The sequence below is a fragment of the Kaistella jeonii genome, from assembly GCF_000812865.1.
Taxonomy (GTDB): domain Bacteria; phylum Bacteroidota; class Bacteroidia; order Flavobacteriales; family Weeksellaceae; genus Kaistella; species Kaistella jeonii.
Map to the genome: position 1 here is coordinate 33,141 of NZ_JSYL01000012.1, position 18,966 is coordinate 52,106.

Here is an 18,966-nt window from a genome sequence, read left to right on the forward strand (position 1 = left end):
ATCAGTTATGAAGAAGCTTTCTATTTTTTTACTGTCCTTATTTTCGGTTTTAATGTTTTCGCAATTTGTAAGTCCGGGAACTGGAATTACCTATAATTTAGCATCACTTTCAACGGCAGCTCCCACTGTGGTTGTAAATAACGGCACTTATTACCAAATGACAGCAAATGTGACCATTTCTGTAGGCGATAAGCTTTTGATGGATGAAAATACTACTCTGAAAATCGACGGCGCAGTACAACTTACGATTTTTGGAACTTATGATACAACTTCAACTAATTTTCTAATTACCGCAACCACTCCGGCAACTGTTTTTAAAGGAATTAGATTTGAAGAAGGTTCGGCGGCAACTTTTAAAAATACCATTTTAGAATATGGTGGTGGAATTCAGGTTTTGACTGCTACTTTTTTAATGGATAACTGTACAGTAAGAAATTTTAAATCAGGATTGGTAACCGGTGCTGCAATCAACTTCTCCCGCGGAAATCCTGTGGTTAAAAATTCTACTTTTAAAGATAATGATCTGCCCGCAGTTGCTTCAGGAGCGAACCAATCTGTAGTCTTGGAGTTTTCAAATAATTATCTTTCCGGAAATACGAAATTAAACTCCAATCGCCCACAAATTAATATGGGACCAAGTGGAACTGGTACAACCAAGATTTTAAATAATATTGTACTCGGAGACAGAACTCTAACCAAAGTAGGTGGCATTTCTGTTTCTTCACTTTTAGGAGTAGAAAACAATGTGTTGATCGATGGAAATACGGTTACAGACAACCGTTACGGAATTACATGCGCAGGAAATGCTTCTTCTGGAACGATTTCTAACAATATTTTGACGAATAATAATTCTGAAAATATTCCAAACAACGGCGGTAGTGGAATTTCTTTAAACGGAAGCGGAACTGTTGGTGCAGGATTTAAAATTGAAAAAAATCAGATTCGTGGGAATCTTTGGGGAGTGACGATGATCGGAACAGCGACCGCTGATTTTGGAGGCGGAACTTTGGGAAGTGTTGGTCAAAATATTTTTAAAGATAATGGAAACGGTGGAAATCTTTTCGCCCTTTTCAACAATACGCCAAATGCTTTAAGTGCAACCAATAATTGCTGGAGAGAAGGCGAACTTTCAGATGATGCGATGGTAGAAGCTGTAATTTCGCACAAAGTTGATGACCCTGCTTTGGGATTGGTCAATTTTAAACCTTACTTGTGTGCTGCTCCTTTGGCTACTAATAATTCATCAACTATTCAAAATAAAATTTATCCGAATCCGAGCAAAGGAACTTTTACTTTTGTCGCAGAAAATTCTGGCAATATAAATATTTCTGATGCTTCTGGAAAATTAATTTATTCGGGAACCGTTAATAAAGGAAATAACACAATTTCTGTAAAAGCAAAATCTGGCGTTTACTTTTTGAGGTATGAATCGCAAAGTAAAAAAGAATCTACTAAATTAATTATTAAATAATTGAAAGTCCTCTAATTAATTTGAACTCATTCTGTGCCACTGCAGAATGAGTTTTTTTTGAAAAATGATCTTTCTATAAGATGCATAAACCGCGACCCGGCTTGAGTGGAGCTCTTTTTGTGAAACGCAGTGGAACAAAAAAGCGGGAACGGAAGACGGAATTGTTCGCCAAAAACAAAGAAAAAACACGATATAGCAAGCATCAAATTTTCACTAAAATAAATATTCTACAAATATTACTGAACTTTTGTAACCTTTTGATAATTCTTATCGTATAATATAATGCAGTCCTAAAGTGGATTGTTTTACTACATGAGACAATTAAAAATTACAAAGCAGGTTACCAACAGGGAAACCGCATCGCTGGACAAGTATTTACAGGAAATCGGAAAAGTAGATTTGATTACCGCCGACGAAGAAGTTGACTTGGCGCAAAAAATTCGTGCTGGAGACCGTGTTGCCCTGGAAAAATTGATTAAAGCCAACTTGCGTTTCGTGGTTTCTGTATCTAAACAATACCAGAATCAAGGTCTTTCTTTGCCCGATTTAATTAACGAAGGAAATCTTGGTTTGATGAAAGCTGCGAAAAGATATGATGAAACAAGGGGTTTTAAATTTATCTCCTACGCCGTTTGGTGGATTCGTCAGTCGATTCTACAGGCTTTGGCAGAACAGTCGAGAATTGTAAGATTGCCATTAAATAAAATTGGATCGATCAATAAAATTAACAAAGCTTACGCACATTTGGAGCAGGAAAACGAAAGACCTCCGTCCCCAGAAGAGTTAGCGGAAGTTTTGGATATGAGTGAAGATGACATTAAGGAATCAATGAAAAACTCCGGAAGACACTTGTCGATGGATGCGCCATTGGTTGAAGGTGAAGATTCGAATTTATACGACGTTTTGCGTTCAGGTGAATCTCCAAGTCCGGATAAGGATTTGATGTTGGAATCTCTTCAGATTGAGATCGAAAGAGCATTGCAAACTCTGACTCCGCGTGAGGCTGATTTGGTTCGTTTGTATTTCGGTTTGAACGGAAAACATCCAATGACTTTAGAAGAAATCGGTGAAACTTTTGATCTAACAAGAGAAAGAGTTCGTCAGATCAAAGAAAAAGCGATCAAAAGATTGAAACATAATACAAGAAGTAAGATCTTGAAATCTTATTTAGGTAAATAATAATTATCAGAAATATAAAAAAGGAACTCAAATCGAGTTCCTTTTTTTATGAAATTTCAAAATTCTTCCGCGCCAGTTCTTTTCGAACCCTGCTCAAACTTTCCGGCGTAATTCCCAAATAAGATGCAACCATCCATTGTGGAACTCGCAATAAAATATCGGGATACATCTTGATGAAATTCATATAGCGTTCTTCTGCTGTATCTGCTAAGAGCGAATTCACGCGATTCTGTAAATTTCGAATGTGCTTCTGCAATAATAAATCATTTTTTTCTGCGGTATGCGGATAAATTTCAATGAGCTGGCTGAAGAAATCTTTTTTCATCAAAATCACTTCTGTATCTTCAACTGCTTCGATATAATAATGAGATTTTTCGTTGAAGAAAAGAGAACTTCGATCAGACATCAACCATTTTTCCGGTGCAAATTGTATGATGTGTTCCTTGCCGTTTTTATCAATTGAATACATTCTCAACAAACCTTTTTCTACAAAATAGGTTTCATGACAAACCTCGCCTTCCTGTAGCAAAAATTTATTTTTATCTACTTTTTTGGAGTGATAAAAATTACTGCAATACGAAACAGCATCCTTTGGAATTTCTAAAGTTTCTGACAAATAATCTTCGATATCCATTTGAAAAGAAATTAAATTATTGAAACAGAAATGCTTTGGTGAGAAGCATTTTTTATAGCTTTTCCATTTTCCAGAATAATTAGTTGTGGACTTTGATGAGTGACGTCAAATTGATCGGCGATTTTATTGGAGATATTTCGGTGTGCCAGCAAATCCAGAAAATAATAGGAAACGTCTTTATCAGAATTCGCAACTTCTCTTTCAAAATTTTTCAAAACAGTTTTGCTGATAAAACAGCTCGTGGAATGTTTAAATATCGCCACTTTCTTAGTGGCAGACTCTTCTACTGCTTTATCGAGATCTTCTTCGGAAGCAATATTTTTCCAAAAAGTTTCTGAAGATTTTTCTTCTTCTGAACTGCCAAATAATTTATTTAAAAAACTCATATTCTATTCTATTTAATGATGATTAATTTCAATGCGGATCAGTTTTACGTAAATCCATTCGTCCAAAATTACAACTTTCTGATGACAAATATTTTCTATTTTATCTGAGAAACTCTTACCAACCTTTTTCTTTTCTCAGGTTTTCGATGTGTGCAAAATGATGATCGCAATGCCAGGAATAAAAACCAATACTTTCTCTAAGTGTAATATTTCTATTTTGTTCAGGATGATGAAAAGTGCTCTTCAACTCTCTATTGGTGAGGCATTTAATTTCATAAACCCATCTTTTGTGCAAACCTTTTAAAATTTGAAGTGCCGGTTTGATCTCAATATTGAAACTATCCTGCAGTTCCGCCCATTTTGCTTCGTCGTAAGGTTTGATCGTAGGATTATCTTCCGTTAAAGCCAGTTTAAACCGAATAAAACTATTCATGTGACTATCGGAAAGATGGTTGATCAACTGCCGAACTTTCCAGCCACCTTCTCTATATTGCGTATCCAACTGATCGTCGCTCCAGTTTTCTACCAGATGTTTCAATTTTGAAGGAAAATCTTTCAAGGTTTTTATATAATGATCCAGATCGAGATCAGAAATTTTTTCAGTCAGTTGAAATTTCCCGATCGGATATTTTTTATGCTCTAAATTGTCCATGATGTTATTAATTTTTGTCGATTTGTCTGAATAATCCTTTTGGCTAAAATTTTGCCTTTTCTCTTTTGTAAATTTACGATATTAAATCAAAGTTTTATTTCGTGAATTTCTTAAAGTTATTATAAAATCTCAAGTATCAAGATATGAAAAAAGCCTTAATTATAACCGATGTTCAAAATGATTTTTTTGAAGGTGGTTCTCTCGCGGTTCCAAACGCAAGTGAAATAATTCCGTACATCAATCTTTTGATGGAAGAAAATGAATACGATAAAATTATTCTGACCCAAGACTGGCATCCGGCAGATCATAAAAGTTTCGCCTCCAACAACGGAAAAAACGTCGGCGACACAATAATTCTGAATGAGATCCCACAATTTATGTGGCCAGATCATTGTGTACAGGGAACTCCTGGCGCAGAATTTCATAAAGATCTAAACCGTGAAAAAGTAGATCATATCGTCCAAAAAGGTACAAATGCAGCGTTCGACAGTTACAGCGGTTTTCAGGATAATAATCATCTTGTGAAAACCGGTTTAGATGATTATTTGAAATATCACGATATTCAACTGGTAGAAATTGTAGGTTTAGCCATGGATTTTTGTGTAAAATATACGTGTTTAGACGCGGCAAAACTGGGTTATGTAACCTGTTTGCATTTTAATGGAACCCGCGCTGTGAATACAAATCCAGATAGTGGAAAGAATGCGATCTACGAAATGTTACAAAATACGGTGACCATTTTAGGGTAAAATCTTTGAGGTCATTTTTTTTAACTCTGCAGTTTTCTGTAGAGTTTTTTTTGTATTTAAAGGAAAAATTTTTCTATTTTTATAAAAATTTTGTCTTGAAAAATACTTTCCGTCTTTTATTCATTTTCCTTCTTACTTCTTGTATTTCCGTTAAAAAATTCAACGAAAAGCTTGAAATTCCAATCGCACCAGAAAAATTAAAAATGGATGTCGATTTTACGAATATAAAACTTCAAAACTTACATCCAAATCTGTACTGGTATATTTCTAAAGAAAAGTTAGATTTTAAGTTCGACAGTTTGAAAGCGACGATCAATAGGCCGTTAAAACCGAATGAATTTTTTCAGAAATTAGCACCTATCATTGCTCAGGTTCGCGAAGGTCATTTAAGTTTGAGGCTTCCCAGCAAAAAATTAACAAAACAGGAAATTAAAAATCTGAAAAAACAAAAAGGTTTGTTGAGCCGCTATAATTTTGTTTTAGATGGCGACCGAATTTTCGTAAAAGACAATGCAGACAAAATTCCAGACATGAATGTTGGAACGGAAATTCTTAAAATAAAAGATATTCCGGTAAAAGATTTACTCGATCAATACAGCCCTTTCATCAATAGTGATGGGTATAATGAAACTTTTCAAAAATACATTTTAGCTTTAAGATGGCCTGCTTATTTTACGATAGATCATGGGATTTTAGACAGCGTGAAAGTCGAAACTAAATTTCAGAATGAAATTAAAAGTTTCTATTTACACCGGGAAAAAATCACCAAAATAGAAGAGAAGGAAATAAAAACAGAAAATAAAAAGCTCACCAAAAGTGAAAGTGGAAAAACAAAGGATTACAATATTATAACGAAAAGTTTCAATCGTGATCTGCAGTTTCCGACCAAAGACAGCACGGTTGCTTACATGAAAATCAAAACATTTTCGGGAACTTATTCGAAGAAATTCTACAAAGAAAGTTTTGCAGTTTTGAAAAATTCGAAGGCAAAATACTTGATCTTAGATATCCGCGACAATCTGGGCGGTTCACTTTCTGAAATTAATAATCTCTACTCCTATCTTGTTTCCGAAGATTTTAAATTCATTAATGACATCAAAGTAACATCGCGTTCAGCTATGTTTCAGGCAGATTATTTATCTGATATTCCTTTCGTTTTTAAACCGGTTGCAATTATTGGTTATCCACTTTACTTGGCGGGAACGGCATTTTCCACAAAGAAAATCGGAGATCAATTCTACCTACGAAACAATGGCATATTCGGTCTGAAAAAACCTAAAGAAAATAATTTCAAAGGAAAAATTTACATTCTGATCAACGGAAGCAGTTTTTCGGCTGCCTCTATTTTACCTTCAAAATTAAAAGATGATCAACGTGCCTTTTTAGTTGGTGAAGAAACAGGTGGCGCAAATGACGGAACCGTTGCCGGAAGATATTCAACAGAGAAATTACCAAACTCAAAATTATACTTACCGATTGGTTTAATGTTGATTCAACCCAACATCAAATTTACAAATACAAAAAAAGGAGTAACACCTGATAAAGAAATTTTGCTTTCAACTTCACAAATTTTGCAGAAAAAAGACCTTCAGTTAGAATGGATCATGGAGGATATTAAAAGTGATCAACTTCAAAAATAATCTCAGATTTTGCACAAAAAAAACTCTCAATTTGAGAGTTTTTTTCGGTTTTTTAAGGAAACTAAAAAATTAATTTTGGTGCTGTACACTTAGAATTTCAATTTTTTTCTCGCCATCTTTGAAAGGCCATTCGATAATATCACCCACTTTATTTCCAACGATCGACAAAGCGATATCTGATAAGATAGAATATTTGCCTCGCTTCACTTTTTCTAAAGCAGCAGGAACGAACTGATAATTTTTCTCCTGATTATTAGAGAAATCTTTGAGTCTCACTAAGCTGTTAACGGTTACAACATCGGTTGGAAGTTCTTTTCTCAGCACTTGTTTCGCTCCTTTTAATTGTGCCAAAAGAATTTCTTCTTCTTGCGCGGTTGTTTGTTTTCTTCTTAAATGATCTTTGATTAGATCATAAACTCCAGTTGTTAAAACGATACTATTTGACATGCTATTTTTTATTTGAAACATTCTTTTTTGAAAAAACTTTTATACAGACTTAGGCATTAAAACGCAATCCAAAAAAACTGGAATTTATTTTATGCAAAAAGCTGGATCGAAAAAGAAATCGGTAATGATGATTATTTAATATACGGTGTAAAACGCCCTGTCCTAAGTCGTGACAGGGATATTAGATAAACTCTTTAGAATTTTTTAGAAAAATATCATCGTGAAGATAAGACAACAACAAAGAAAGTCCCAGTGGGAATTTTTGCTTTGAAATTAATGAAATTGTTGTCATTTTTTATTGTTGAAAGGCAAACTTACGCCTTATATATGACAAAAGCAAAGTCGGAGATTTTTAGCGATTTTATCCAGAAAATTGTACGAAATGATAACCAATAGATTTTTCTTATTTAGAATATTTAAAACTTTATTCTAACTCAAAAAGAATAATTTTGTTTAAAATTAAAAATATGTTTTCAAAATTAGTTTTCAGTGCGTTATTATTTTTCTCTGCATTTCTATTTGCTCAAAATTCTAAAACTGCAAATACGGTTTTGATGGGCGGAAAAACTATTCATACCTATTCAAAATTACCTGCAGTAAATAAGCAAGCGCCGAAATTTACTTTAACGGGTGTTGATATGAAAGATCAAAATCTGGATTCTTACAAAGGAAAATATTTGATCCTCAACATTTTTCCGAGTGTAGATACAGGAGTTTGTTCCGCTTCAGTACGGCATTTCAATGAAGATGCAGCAAACATTCCGAATACAGTTGTGCTTTGTATTTCTAAAGATCTACCATTTGCGCAGAAAAGATTTTGTGGCGCAGAAGGAATTAAAAATGTGGTAATGCTTTCGGATTACCGTTCAGATTTCGGGAAAACTTATGGCGTAGAAATCACAGATTCTGCGATGAAAGGTCTATTGAGCAGAGCGGTTGTCGTGATTGATCCTTCCGGAAAAATTGTTTATGAAGAACAGGTTTCTGATATTTCGCATGAACCAAATTATGAGGCAGCGATTAAGGCGGTGAAAATGTAAGAATACATTTTTCTGAAATATAAAAACCTGCTTCGTGCAGGTTTTCTTTATATTCACAATCTTTGTCTGACTAATTTATTTTAATCTAAGATATCTTTGTAATTATGCTCAGGATTTTGAAAGTTTTGGAGAATTCTAATAATTTTTAAAACATCATTCTCAACAAGGTAAATGAGTGTGTTATTTTTAGTTAGTAGAATTTTGTGATAATCAGTATCTTCATATTTTTGAAAAATGACATTACCTTCTAAAATTATTTCCACAATGCTATAAAAACGATCTATGAAATTATCAAACACAGTTATACTCCACTTTTCTAATAGATAATTTTCTATTTCATATAAATCTTCGAGTGATTCATCGGTGAATTGAACTCTCATCTTTATATTTTTGAATACGTTTCTTTGTAGCTTCCATCACTTCATAGAAATCGTGCACTCTACCATTTTTGAAATCCTCTTCCGAACGTTTCAATGATTCCAAAATTTCTTCTTTCGTTTCATTTCGCCAAACTTTAGTTTCTACGATTTTAGAAATTAGAAGAAGTTCTTCGGGAGTAAATCTTTTTTCTTTTAATTTTTTAAAGAATGTAGGCTTTTTTATTCCAGATTTCTCAATGATATAGGACATTTTGAAAGGAGAGTTTTTCAAAATCTCATCGATGTTATTTGAAATCTCGATGTATTTTTCTATTTCTGCTGTCATAGTATCATTGTTTTTAGTATCAATTAATGAGACGAATATAATAAATTTTCGATATCAAAAAGGATTTTAGAAGTTAATTTTACTTAATCTTTAATAACAAATTTGGATCAGGACAATTTTCTTTATAAAAATCGACTTCTTTCAAACTGCAAACTCCGGGATAGTCGCCATTTTTATTCTGAATATTTTTAATAATTTGAAAATGAAGATGCGGTGCGTAATCTCCATTAATGGGCGGTTTCCCGAGTTCCGCAATTTTCTCCCCTTTTTTCACCAACTGTCCTACCCTTTTATTTTCCAGACTTTCCAAACTTAAATGTCCATATAAAGTGTAAAAAGTAAAACCTTCAATTTCGTGTTCGAGAATAATTGTCGGTCCATAATCTCCTAGCAAAGTATTGTTTTGGAAACTGTGAATTTTCCCTTCCAATACGCTTAAAACAGAAGTTCCCGCTTTGATCCACAAATCTAAACCAATATGAATATTCCGTTCTTCTGTATTTTGATCATTAAAATTTGTACTTCTTTTATAAAGATTTCGGTGTTCCAAATAACCACCAAAAGCGACTTTCGCGTTGTTTTTCGAAAGGTGATTTTCTACAAATTCTTCGAACATTTTCGCATCCGTTAAATCCAAATCCAGTTGATCGGTATGTTCTGCCGAAAGATCGAATGCGACGTAATTTTTGTAATCAATCGTTGAATCAATTACTTTTGTTCCGTTCAGATTTTGAAAAATATCTTCTAAGGTCTTCATTCGTTTTGTCTTTTTAAATTTCAAAAATAATTGTTATCAACTTCTATCAAAAAAAACTCAGCCAATTGCTGAGAATTTGTCTAAATTTTTAAATACTATTTTCTTCGAAGATCAAGCAGAATCAATAAAAGATAATCTGCTTAATCTGCTAATGCCGTGAGAATTTTTTAAGTTATTAGTATTTAACCTTGTCAAGGGTTGAAACCTTGACAAGGTTTTTCCTAAACAGTTTCTGGTCCTGAATTCTTGATTGTCGCCTTTGGATTCACTTTGTGATCCGAATTTTTCGCTGCTTTTGCCATTTCATTCGTATCGCTGTAGAGCAATTCCCACCCCGAAACATCCTTCATCGCCGTCAAAAGATTGAGGTAAGATTTCAGATTTTTCTCCAGATCTTTTCGAATCGACGACGCACTGCTCATCTGTCTCAAGTCTGCATTCGCTTCTGCCTGTTCCTCAAAAATCGCTTCAAAAGCTGCATGTTTTGTTTTCATATCTTCAAAAGCAGCATTCAAGGAAAGAAGGGTAATTTTCTGCAGCTGGTCTGGATTTTCCAAATCTTCGATCAGTTTTTTCATTTGCGCCGTTTGAGAAGAATAAGTTAGGCGGTCAAGATCCAACCCGTATTTTTGAAAAACGCCATACAAATCTCCGGCTGCTTCATAATTTGGCGCCGAAGAAAGTGACCGATAACCGTTCAAAAAAGCTTTCAAATTAGCATAAGCAACATCTCTTTCATGATCTGCGGTGGCAACATTTTTTCCTTTTCCGCTGTAGATTTGCTTCGTATAAACCAAATCATATTCCGCGTAAGAGGTCTGCAAAGTCTGTGTGAGCGGATGATTGTCGATCACCGGATATTTCCCGGAGAGATTGTTCGCAATAATTCTTTGTGCTAAAGTTGCCAAATCTTTGGTACTGAGTTTAGTAAGTGTAATTTTCATGGTATTTGTTTTTTATTAATATAAAGATATAAAAACTTCTTTAGTTACAAACATCCCAGTTTCACCCCAAAGAAGTCCGCCGAAAATTCCCGACAAGTTACAGGAGTCTTCGGGAGAATTGCGGAAGAAAAAATTAGGGGTGTTTTAAACAAAGGAAGAATGGCGGAAGTTCCGCGAAAGTTGTGGGAGACTTTCGGAGTTGTTGGGTGAAGAGAAATTGAGGTGGTTTAAATGAATCTAATTTTTAGATTACGGGAAAATATAAATTTTATGGCGATCTTGTTTATAAATTTGGTGAATAACTGTAGATAGTGTTTCAAATGAAATATCACTTAACTTAAAAAAAATATGTAGATTTAATAACTCAATCATTATTTTAAATAAAAATTTAAGTGTCATTAAAAACAAAAAATAATTCATGGAAGCAGATTTAAAATTAAAATTACAACAATTACATCAAAGAGTCGATGTGTTGAAAGATCAAATTAATACGGAAGAAGCAACTAAAAATGCTTTCGTAATGCCTTTTATACAAATTTTGGGTTATGATATATTTAATCCGACAGAAGTTATCCCAGAGTTTATATGTGATATCGGAACAAAAAAAGGAGAAAAGATTGACTACGTTATAAAAATTGATGGAGAACCAATTTTAATTATAGAATGCAAACATTGGAAAGAAAATGTCGATGCACATAATTCGCAACTGCACAGATATTATCATGTTTCCAAGGCAAGATTTGGAGTTCTAACAAATGGTCACATCTATAATTTTTATTCTGATTTAGAAAAACCTAATATAATGGATGAAAAACCATTTTTTACTTTAGATCTTTCTAATTTAAAAGATGCAAGTTTAAAAATATTAGAGAAATTCTCCAAAACTGGTTACAACTTGGAAGAAATTTTAGATTCAGCAGAAGGTTTAAAATATATTAAAGCGATCAGAAATGAATTCGAGAAAGAGATTCAAGATCCTTCAGATGAGATGGTAAAACTTCTTGTAAATCGATTTTTTGATAAACCTTTAACAGCAACAAGATTAGTTGCGTTTAAAGAATATACAAGAAAAGCTATTTCAAACTCTATTAATGAATCGATCAGTTTTAGATTAAAAAATGCGCTAAGTATTAATGAAACTGTTCCTTCAAAAACCAACGATCAGATTCCAGCAGTAAGTGAAACCGTTGATGTACCAAAATTTATCACAAGTGAAGAGGAAATAGAAGGATCACAAATAGTAAAGGCAATTTTAAGAGAAATTTTGCCTGCTTCTAGAATTGCATTTAGAGATACACAGTCTTATTTTGGGATTTTGCTTGATGATAATAATCGAAAACCAATTTGCCGTTTGCATTTTAATTCTTCAAATAAGTATTTAGAGGTTTTTAATAATGGTAAGGATAATGGTGAGAAAAAACTTATTTTATCACTTGAAGAAATTTATAATTTCAAGGAAGAATTATTAGCTACTGTTAAAAACTACGAATAATTCTAATTCATATTAAAGATAAAACCTGCCTCACAGCAGGTTTTTTTCATCTCTAAAAAATTTTAAAACAAACCCTCATCCACAAAATTCGGCAACGTCACTTTTAAATTCGGCTCCATTTCCATGGCTCTTTTAATGGCGAAAACTGCACCTTCATTTCTTGCCCAACTTCGGCGGGAAATTCCATTGTTCACATCCCAGAAAAGCATTGATTTTAACCGGCGATCCGCATCATCACTTCCATCAAGCAACATTCCAAAACCACCGTTGATCACTTCGCCCCATCCAACTCCACCTCCATTATGAATAGAAACCCAAGTCGCACCCCGAAAACTGTCGCCGATCACATTCTGAATCGCCATATCAGCCGTGAATCTCGAACCGTCATAAATATTAGAAGTTTCACGATAAGGAGAATCTGTTCCGGAAACATCGTGGTGATCACGACCTAAAACAATTGCGCCAATTTCTCCATTTTTGATTGCTTTGTTGAAGGCTTCTGCAATTTTCATTCTGCCCTCAGAATCTGCATAGAGAATTCTCGCTTGAGAACCAACGACCAGATTATTTTTCTGCGCACCTTTGATCCAGGTTATATTATCCTGCATTTGTTGCTGAATTTCTGGCGGAGATTTTTTGATCATTTCCTCTAAAACTTCGCACGCAATCTCATCTGTTTTCAGTAAATCTTCGGGTTTTCCACTTGCACAAACCCACCGAAACGGGCCGAAACCATAATCGAAACACATCGGTCCCATAATATCCTGCACATAACTTGGATATTTAAATTCGCGTCCCAAAGTTGGATTTTCTGACATTACATCTGCACCGGCTCTACTTGCTTCCAATAAAAATGCATTGCCGTAATCGAAAAAATAAGTTCCTTTTTCGGTATGTTTATTTATGGCGGAAGCATGTCTTCGCAACGATTCCTGAACTTTTTCTTTAAATAATTCTGGATCTTCAGCCATCATTTTATTAGATTCCTCAAAACTTTGACCCACCGGATAATATCCTCCGGACCAAGGATTATGAAGCGAAGTTTGGTCGGAACCAATGTCAATTTTCAGATTTTCCTGATCAAATTTTTCCCAAATGTCAACGATGTTTCCTAAGTATGCCAAAGAAACGGTTTCTTTATTTTCCTGAGCTTTACGAACTCTCACAACCAGTTCATCTAAATTTTCGTGGATCTCATTCACCCATTTCTGATCGTGCCGAATTTTTGCAATTTTTGGATTGACTTCTGCAATAACTGTGATGCAACCTGCAATATTTCCAGCTTTTGGCTGTGCTCCCGACATTCCGCCTAATCCGGAAGTCAAAAATAATCCACCTTTTGGATCTTTGTTGATTTTCCTGAAAGCATTCAAAACCGTGATCGTTGTTCCGTGCACAATTCCTTGCGGACCAATGTACATATAACTTCCCGCGGTCATTTGTCCGTATTGAGAAACACCCAACGCATTAAATTTCTCCCAATCGTCGGGTTTAGAATAATTTGGAATCACCATTCCATTCGTGACTACAACTCTCGGTGCTTCTTTATGACTTGGAAATAATCCCATTGGATGACCGGAATACATGGTTAAAGTTTGTTCATCAGTCATTTCCGACAAATATTTCATCGTCAATAAATATTGTGCCCAGTTTTGAAAAACCGCTCCATTTCCACCATAAGTAATGAGTTCATGCGGATGTTGCGCAACTGCGTAATCTAAATTATTCTGAATCATCAACATGATCGATTTTGCTTGCTCAGATTTTCCGGGATATTCAGAAATCGGGCGAGCTTTCATCTCATATTCCGGACGGAAACGATACATGTAAATTCTGCCGTATTTTTCTAATTCATCTTTAAATTCTGGTAATAATTCTGAGTGGCGTTTCGGTTCAAAATAGCGCAAAGCATTTTTTAAAGCAAGTTTTTTTTCTTCCGCCGAAAGAATATCCTTTCTTTTTGGGGCGTGATTAATATTAGATTCGTAAGGTTTTATATTTGGAAGTTCAGATGGAATTCCTTGTTGAATTTGTTCTTGAAAAGTCATTGAAAATAATTTTTAAAACTTTAATTAAATTGAATGCATTAAAGATATTCAAATTCAATATTATAATACAATAATCCACAAAAAAATTCCCCACAGATGCAGGGAATTAATTTATGTTAGAAGTAAATACTTTTTTTAAAAATACTTAAGATAAAAGATCTTCGTTAACTTCCTCATGATTGTCATTATTATCAGATTGGCTGTAGAAATTATTTTCCTCATCTTCCGAGCCAATTTCCTCCATTTCATCGTCTGCGGCAGCGCCCGGAACATCTAAATTAGATCCTAAAGAATTGGTGGATGTGGGATTTTCTAAAATTGGATTTCCGTCGCCGTCTAAAGAAATTGCTTCTTCCTGATTGAAAATATCATTTTCAGCACTGTAATTCATTTCTCTTAACTGCTCGTTTTGTTCGCTTTTGCTATTTTCTGGTGTCATAATGTAAATTTTAAATTTAAAGCTTCAAAAATGAGTCCAACTGTTTATATTATCAATATTATATTCTTAGTATTTTTTAAATCAACTATTAGAACAGAAAACCCATATATTTGCAACTAAGATTTCAATACTCAAGGTGAATCGTGTGGAAATCACGAACTGTCGCGCAACTGTAATCCTTTCCGGAAAGTCAGATCCCTTTTTTGAAATTTAAATGCTTTCGCGATTTGAAGCAGAAATTCCATTCTCAATTGGGTTTGTATTTTCTGTTCATGTCATTTATTAATGATTTAATTTAAAAACAGAATGAATTATCAGGAAAAAATCAAAAGTTCAGAAACCCACGTTTTCAAAGTAGTTTTCCCGAACATTACGAATCATCATAATACGATGTTTGGTGGAACGGTGATGGAAATGATGGACGAAGTTGCTTTTATGACTGCCACAAGATTTGCAAGAAAATCTTTTGTTACCGTAAGTTGTGATCGTATTGATTTCAAAAAACCTATTCCGGCAGATACTATAGTAGAATTAATCGGAAGAGTAAAATATGTGGGGAACTCCAGTTTAAAAGTAAGCGTAGAGGTTTTTGTAGAAGAAATGTATGCAGAAAAAAGAGAAAGGGCGGTCTCCGGCGATTTTACTTTAGTTGCAATCGGTGCGGAGAAAAAACCGGTTCCTATTTTTGAAAATGAAGGTAAAGTAATTTAGTTCAAAGTAATAAAATCCACTTTTCAGTGGATTTTTAATTTGTTCTAACATTTAAATATCATCTTCCAAATCGCGGTTTTTATTATTTTCCCAGGCTTCATTGTAAGCTTTCTTTTGATTTTTCCACGCTTCTGGCGGAACTGCATTTTCCGCAACTTTTACAATATGCCCTTCCTCATCATGTTGCACTCCAAATTTTTCAGCAGACTCACTTGATTTATTATCATTTAATGCTGGATCATTATGTTGGGATCGGGTTTCATTGCTTAATTCGTCGCCTTTAATTTCTTTATGATCATCCATAATTTTAAATTTTTGATTGTAATAAAAAGTGGTTCAAATAGTATTCCGAACGCTCAAATAAGTTTATAAATTTCGAAAAAAGCCATAATTATGCATCTCAAAAAAACAAGGAAAATTATATTTAATAGCAGAAAAAATCTTAAATTTTATTGTTAAATTTGCCCTTATCGACATTATGGAAAAAAATACAAAAAAAGCGCCGACACAAGCGACTGAGCAGAGCAAAATACTTTCAAAACCCCGCATATTTTTTGGAGTTTTATTTATCGCTACCTCAATCATTCTTACCTTCTCTTTTATTTCCTATCTTTTAAACTGGAGGGCAGATCAAAGCCAAGCCGGAACGATGCTGGATAAAACCGTAAAATCTTCGAATATTTTTGGTAAGATCGGCGATTGGTTGGGTAATTTTTTTATTTTTCAAAGCCTTGGAATTGCCGCTTTCGTAGTTGCATTTCTCTTTGTCGTTTTCGGAATGATGATCCTGAAAAAAAATTATTTCAAACCCTGGAAAACTTTCGGTCATTCCCTGTTTTTGATTTGTTGGGTTCCTATTTTTATGGGAGCAGTAACCAATGGACAAGGAGTTTTGAGCGGTGTTTACGGTTTTCAAATCATGGATTTCTTAAATTCTGTAATCGGTACCGTTGGTTTATGGCTGATTCTTTTGGTGAGCATTTCTTTGTATTTTATTCTTGAATTTAATTTAAATGCAAGCAATGTAAAATTAAAACTAAACAATCTGAACGATCAAACTTTAGGAAGAGTAAAAGCAATGATGCCAAATTCTTCTGAAAATTTTGAAGCAGATGAAGAATTAGAAAATGAAGTCGATGATATTGCAAGTAAAATCCCAAATTCTAAAGTAAATATAATTCGCGATTTTATTCCGGAAATTGAAATTGAACCGATTGTAACTCCAAACAGAACTTCTTTTGAGGATATTCCAAATGTAAGTGTAACCGAAAGTACCGGAAGTTCCATTAATTTAAATCCTGTTTCTATTCCAGTTGTAGATCCAACTCCGAAAGCTGATGACATTGAATTCAAAGTTGAAGTTCCTAAGACAGTCGATATTATCGATGAGTCAGATAAGAAATCTCAGGAATTAGTTGATAAACACGGACTTTACGATCATAAATTAGATTTGGCAAATTTTCAAATGCCAACTTTAGATTTGTTAAGAGATTACGGAAACGAAGAAATTGCCATTAATAGAGAAGAACTCGAAGAAAATAAAAACAAAATTGTTGGTCTTCTCAAAAATTTTAATGTAGGAATTGCCGAAATTAAAGCGACGGTTGGTCCAACAGTAACGTTGTACGAAATCGTTCCGGAAGCTGGAATTCGGGTTGCTTCCATCAAAAAATTACAGGATGATATTGCTTTGAACCTTTCTGCGCTGGGGATTCGAATTATAGCGCCAATGCCGGGGAAAGGTACGATCGGTATTGAAGTTCCAAGAAAAAATCCTGCGATGGTTTCTATGCGAAGTGTGATTGGTTCTCAGAAATTTCAAAATTCAGATATGGATTTACCAGTGGTATTTGGTAAAACTATTTCTAATGAAATTTTCATGGCAGATTTAACAAAAATGCCTCACTTATTGATGGCAGGAGCAACCGGTCAAGGAAAATCAGTGGGTATTAATGCAATTTTGACTTCCCTACTTTACAAAAAACATCCAAGCGAATTAAAATTTGTGATGGTTGATCCGAAAAAAGTAGAACTTTCGCTTTATTCAAAAATTGAAAGACATTATTTAGCGAAACTTCCAGATGGCGATGACGCGATTATTACGGATACTCATAAAGTGATCAATACCTTAAATTCGCTTTGTATTGAAATGGATCAGCGATATGACTTGCTTAAAAACGCTTTTTGTAAAAATATAAAAGAATATAATAAAAAATTCACGGAGCGAAAATTAAATCCAGAAAATGGCCATCGATATTTGCCGTACATCGTTTTGGTTGTTGATGAATTCGCCGATTTAATAATGACTGCCGGAAAAGAAGTAGAAATTCCGATTGCGAGATTGGCGCAGTTAGCAAGAGCGGTTGGAATTCATTTAATTGTAGCAACACAAAGACCATCTGTAAATGTAATTACAGGAATGATCAAAGCGAATTTCCCTGCAAGAGCGGCATTTAGAGTAATTTCCAGCGTAGATTCCCGTACTATTTTAGATTCTCCGGGAGCAGATCAATTGATTGGAAAAGGTGACATGCTTTATTTTAATGGAAATGAAATAATGCGACTTCAATGTGCATTTGTAGATACACCGGAAGTTGAAAAGATCGCTGAATTCATAGGGGAACAGAAAGGATATGCGAGTGCTTTTATGCTGCCGGAATATTCCGCAGACGAAACTACTTCAACCGTTGGAGCTTTTGATCCGAATGAAAAAGATGTTCTTTTCGAAGATGCCGCAAGAATCATCGTTTCAACACAACAAGGTTCTACTTCAATGTTGCAGCGACAGTTAAAATTAGGTTACAATAGAGCCGGAAGAATTATGGACCAGTTGGAAGCAAGCGGAATCGTAGGAGGCTTTAATGGCGCTAAAGCAAGAGAAGTACAAATCTCTGATCTAAATTCTTTGGAACACTTTTTGGAAGAATTGCGAAAGTAATTTTAAACTTTAAACAATAGTTTAACTTTATCTTAAAATTCTAATCAAAAAATAAAAGAAAGAATGAAAAATATATTGAAGAAAATTTCTGTTGGAATTCTAGTAGTCGCAACAAGTGCAAGTTTTGCTGCACAAAAAATTGATGCAAAGGCGAAAACTATTTTAGACGCCATATCCACTCAATACAAATCTAAAAATAATGTCTATTTCAAATTTGTTTATGGAACTGGAAATGGTAAAAAGATAACCAGAACAGAACCCGGAATTTTTTATTCTGCCAAAGACAAATACAAATTGAAAATCATGGGAACAGAACAGATTTTTGATGGAAATAAAATCTATAATATTTCCGCAGAAGATCAAGAAGTTACCGTTGCGAAACCAACTGGAAACGAACAAATGTTTTCTCCTTTAACTTATATTGAACAATATAAAAAAGGATATAACGTAAAATATATGGGGAAATTAATGATAAACGGTGTAAATTCTGATTACATTAAATTAACTCCTACTACCAAAACCAGCATTAAAGAAGTAAATCTTTTTGTAAATGACGCTAAAAAGCAAATCGTGAAGTTGGAGCAATTCTCTACTGATAATTCAGTTTCCGTAATTGCGATCAGTGATTATAAAGAAAATCAAAGTTTAAACAATTCTATGTTTAATTTTGACAAAGAACAATATAAAAATTACATTGTCACCGAACTGTAAAATATTTTAAATTCAAATAAAGT

The 18,966-nt window shown here is 34.0% G+C and carries 20 protein-coding genes; 9 read left to right on the top strand and 11 right to left on the bottom strand.

Annotated features, from left to right (window positions below):
* Window positions 1–7: 7 nt before the first annotated feature.
* A complete protein-coding gene (locus OA86_RS13105; protein WP_039354158.1) occupies window positions 8–1,471 on the top strand; it encodes a T9SS type A sorting domain-containing protein in 1,464 nt (487 codons plus the stop codon).
* Between the two features lie 312 nt (window positions 1,472–1,783).
* Window positions 1,784–2,650, top strand: coding sequence for a sigma-70 family RNA polymerase sigma factor (locus OA86_RS13115; RefSeq protein WP_039354162.1), 867 nt, complete (start codon window positions 1,784–1,786; stop codon window positions 2,648–2,650).
* A 46-nt stretch (window positions 2,651–2,696) separates the two neighbouring features.
* On the opposite strand, the gene OA86_RS13120 is transcribed toward OA86_RS13115, so the two are convergent.
* The 3 genes from OA86_RS13120 to OA86_RS13130 all read right to left on the bottom strand — a co-directional run bounded on the left by OA86_RS13120 (window position 2,697) and on the right by OA86_RS13130 (window position 4,322).
* Window positions 2,697–3,284, bottom strand: a complete 588-nt coding sequence (locus OA86_RS13120; protein WP_039354167.1) for a Crp/Fnr family transcriptional regulator — start codon at window positions 3,282–3,284, stop codon at window positions 2,697–2,699.
* 11 nt (window positions 3,285–3,295) lie between these two features.
* Window positions 3,296–3,670: a bacillithiol system redox-active protein YtxJ gene (ytxJ, locus tag OA86_RS13125; RefSeq protein ID WP_039354169.1), complete on the bottom strand. Its 375-nt coding sequence runs from the start codon at window positions 3,668–3,670 to the stop codon at window positions 3,296–3,298.
* Window positions 3,671–3,785: 115 nt separating this feature from the next.
* A complete protein-coding gene (locus tag OA86_RS13130; RefSeq protein ID WP_039354172.1) occupies window positions 3,786–4,322 on the bottom strand; it encodes a YfiT family bacillithiol transferase in 537 nt (178 codons plus the stop codon).
* A 143-nt stretch (window positions 4,323–4,465) separates the two neighbouring features.
* On the opposite strand from OA86_RS13130, the gene pncA reads away from it, so the two are divergent.
* Together pncA and OA86_RS13140 are read left to right on the top strand one after the other, a co-directional pair.
* Window positions 4,466–5,071, top strand: a complete 606-nt coding sequence (gene pncA / locus OA86_RS13135) for a bifunctional nicotinamidase/pyrazinamidase (protein WP_039354174.1) — start codon at window positions 4,466–4,468, stop codon at window positions 5,069–5,071.
* A gap of 95 nt (window positions 5,072–5,166) precedes the next feature.
* Window positions 5,167–6,711, top strand: a complete 1,545-nt coding sequence (locus OA86_RS13140; RefSeq protein WP_039354255.1) for a S41 family peptidase — start codon at window positions 5,167–5,169, stop codon at window positions 6,709–6,711.
* A gap of 69 nt (window positions 6,712–6,780) precedes the next feature.
* Here the strand turns inward: OA86_RS13140 and OA86_RS13145 are convergent, their stop codons facing one another.
* A complete protein-coding gene (locus OA86_RS13145) occupies window positions 6,781–7,158 on the bottom strand; it encodes a GreA/GreB family elongation factor (RefSeq protein ID WP_039354176.1) in 378 nt (125 codons plus the stop codon).
* A 467-nt stretch (window positions 7,159–7,625) separates the two neighbouring features.
* Here OA86_RS13145 and tpx point away from each other — a divergent pair, with 467 nt between their 5' ends.
* A complete protein-coding gene (gene tpx / locus OA86_RS13150) occupies window positions 7,626–8,198 on the top strand; it encodes a thiol peroxidase (protein WP_082017337.1) in 573 nt (190 codons plus the stop codon).
* A gap of 80 nt (window positions 8,199–8,278) precedes the next feature.
* On the opposite strand, the gene OA86_RS13155 is transcribed toward tpx, so the two are convergent.
* The 4 genes from OA86_RS13155 to OA86_RS13170 form a co-directional block, all read right to left on the bottom strand.
* On the bottom strand, window positions 8,279–8,578 hold the full coding sequence (locus tag OA86_RS13155; RefSeq protein ID WP_039354180.1) for a type II toxin-antitoxin system RelE/ParE family toxin: 300 nt from the start codon (window positions 8,576–8,578) through the stop codon (window positions 8,279–8,281).
* Entirely contained in the window at window positions 8,556–8,903 is a 348-nt protein-coding gene (locus OA86_RS13160; RefSeq protein ID WP_052257526.1) for a hypothetical protein, read from the bottom strand. The genes OA86_RS13155 and OA86_RS13160 overlap by 23 nt, the downstream gene beginning before the upstream one ends.
* 79 nt (window positions 8,904–8,982) lie before the next feature.
* Window positions 8,983–9,660 (bottom strand): peptidoglycan DD-metalloendopeptidase family protein, encoded by a 678-nt coding sequence (locus OA86_RS13165; protein WP_039354182.1) that lies wholly within the window; start codon window positions 9,658–9,660, stop codon window positions 8,983–8,985.
* A gap of 221 nt (window positions 9,661–9,881) precedes the next feature.
* Window positions 9,882–10,604: a DUF6261 family protein gene (locus OA86_RS13170; protein ID WP_052257527.1), complete on the bottom strand. Its 723-nt coding sequence runs from the start codon at window positions 10,602–10,604 to the stop codon at window positions 9,882–9,884.
* 418 nt (window positions 10,605–11,022) lie between these two features.
* Here OA86_RS13170 and OA86_RS13175 point away from each other — a divergent pair, with 418 nt between their 5' ends.
* On the top strand, window positions 11,023–12,096 hold the full coding sequence (locus tag OA86_RS13175) for a type I restriction endonuclease (protein ID WP_039354185.1): 1,074 nt from the start codon (window positions 11,023–11,025) through the stop codon (window positions 12,094–12,096).
* A 62-nt stretch (window positions 12,097–12,158) separates the two neighbouring features.
* Here OA86_RS13175 and hutU read toward each other — a convergent pair whose 3' ends face one another.
* A complete protein-coding gene (gene hutU, locus OA86_RS13180) occupies window positions 12,159–14,144 on the bottom strand; it encodes a urocanate hydratase (protein WP_039354188.1) in 1,986 nt (661 codons plus the stop codon).
* A 145-nt stretch (window positions 14,145–14,289) separates the two neighbouring features.
* The gene (locus OA86_RS13185) at window positions 14,290–14,583 is read right to left on the bottom strand and encodes a hypothetical protein (protein ID WP_039354190.1); all 294 of its coding nucleotides are present in this window, start codon (window positions 14,581–14,583) and stop codon (window positions 14,290–14,292) included.
* Between the two features lie 306 nt (window positions 14,584–14,889).
* Here OA86_RS13185 and OA86_RS13190 point away from each other — a divergent pair, with 306 nt between their 5' ends.
* The gene (locus tag OA86_RS13190; protein ID WP_039354193.1) at window positions 14,890–15,294 is read left to right on the top strand and encodes an acyl-CoA thioesterase; all 405 of its coding nucleotides are present in this window, start codon (window positions 14,890–14,892) and stop codon (window positions 15,292–15,294) included.
* A gap of 51 nt (window positions 15,295–15,345) precedes the next feature.
* On the opposite strand, the gene OA86_RS13195 is transcribed toward OA86_RS13190, so the two are convergent.
* The gene (locus OA86_RS13195) at window positions 15,346–15,597 is read right to left on the bottom strand and encodes a hypothetical protein (protein WP_039354195.1); all 252 of its coding nucleotides are present in this window, start codon (window positions 15,595–15,597) and stop codon (window positions 15,346–15,348) included.
* A 175-nt stretch (window positions 15,598–15,772) separates the two neighbouring features.
* Between OA86_RS13195 and OA86_RS13200 the strand changes: the two genes are divergently transcribed.
* Both OA86_RS13200 and lolA1 read left to right on the top strand, forming a co-directional pair.
* Window positions 15,773–18,232: an FtsK/SpoIIIE family DNA translocase gene (locus OA86_RS13200; protein ID WP_039354198.1), complete on the top strand. Its 2,460-nt coding sequence runs from the start codon at window positions 15,773–15,775 to the stop codon at window positions 18,230–18,232.
* A gap of 63 nt (window positions 18,233–18,295) precedes the next feature.
* Entirely contained in the window at window positions 18,296–18,943 is a 648-nt protein-coding gene (gene lolA1, locus OA86_RS13205) for an outer membrane lipoprotein periplasmic chaperone LolA1 (protein WP_039354201.1), read from the top strand.
* Window positions 18,944–18,966 lie beyond the last annotated feature (23 nt).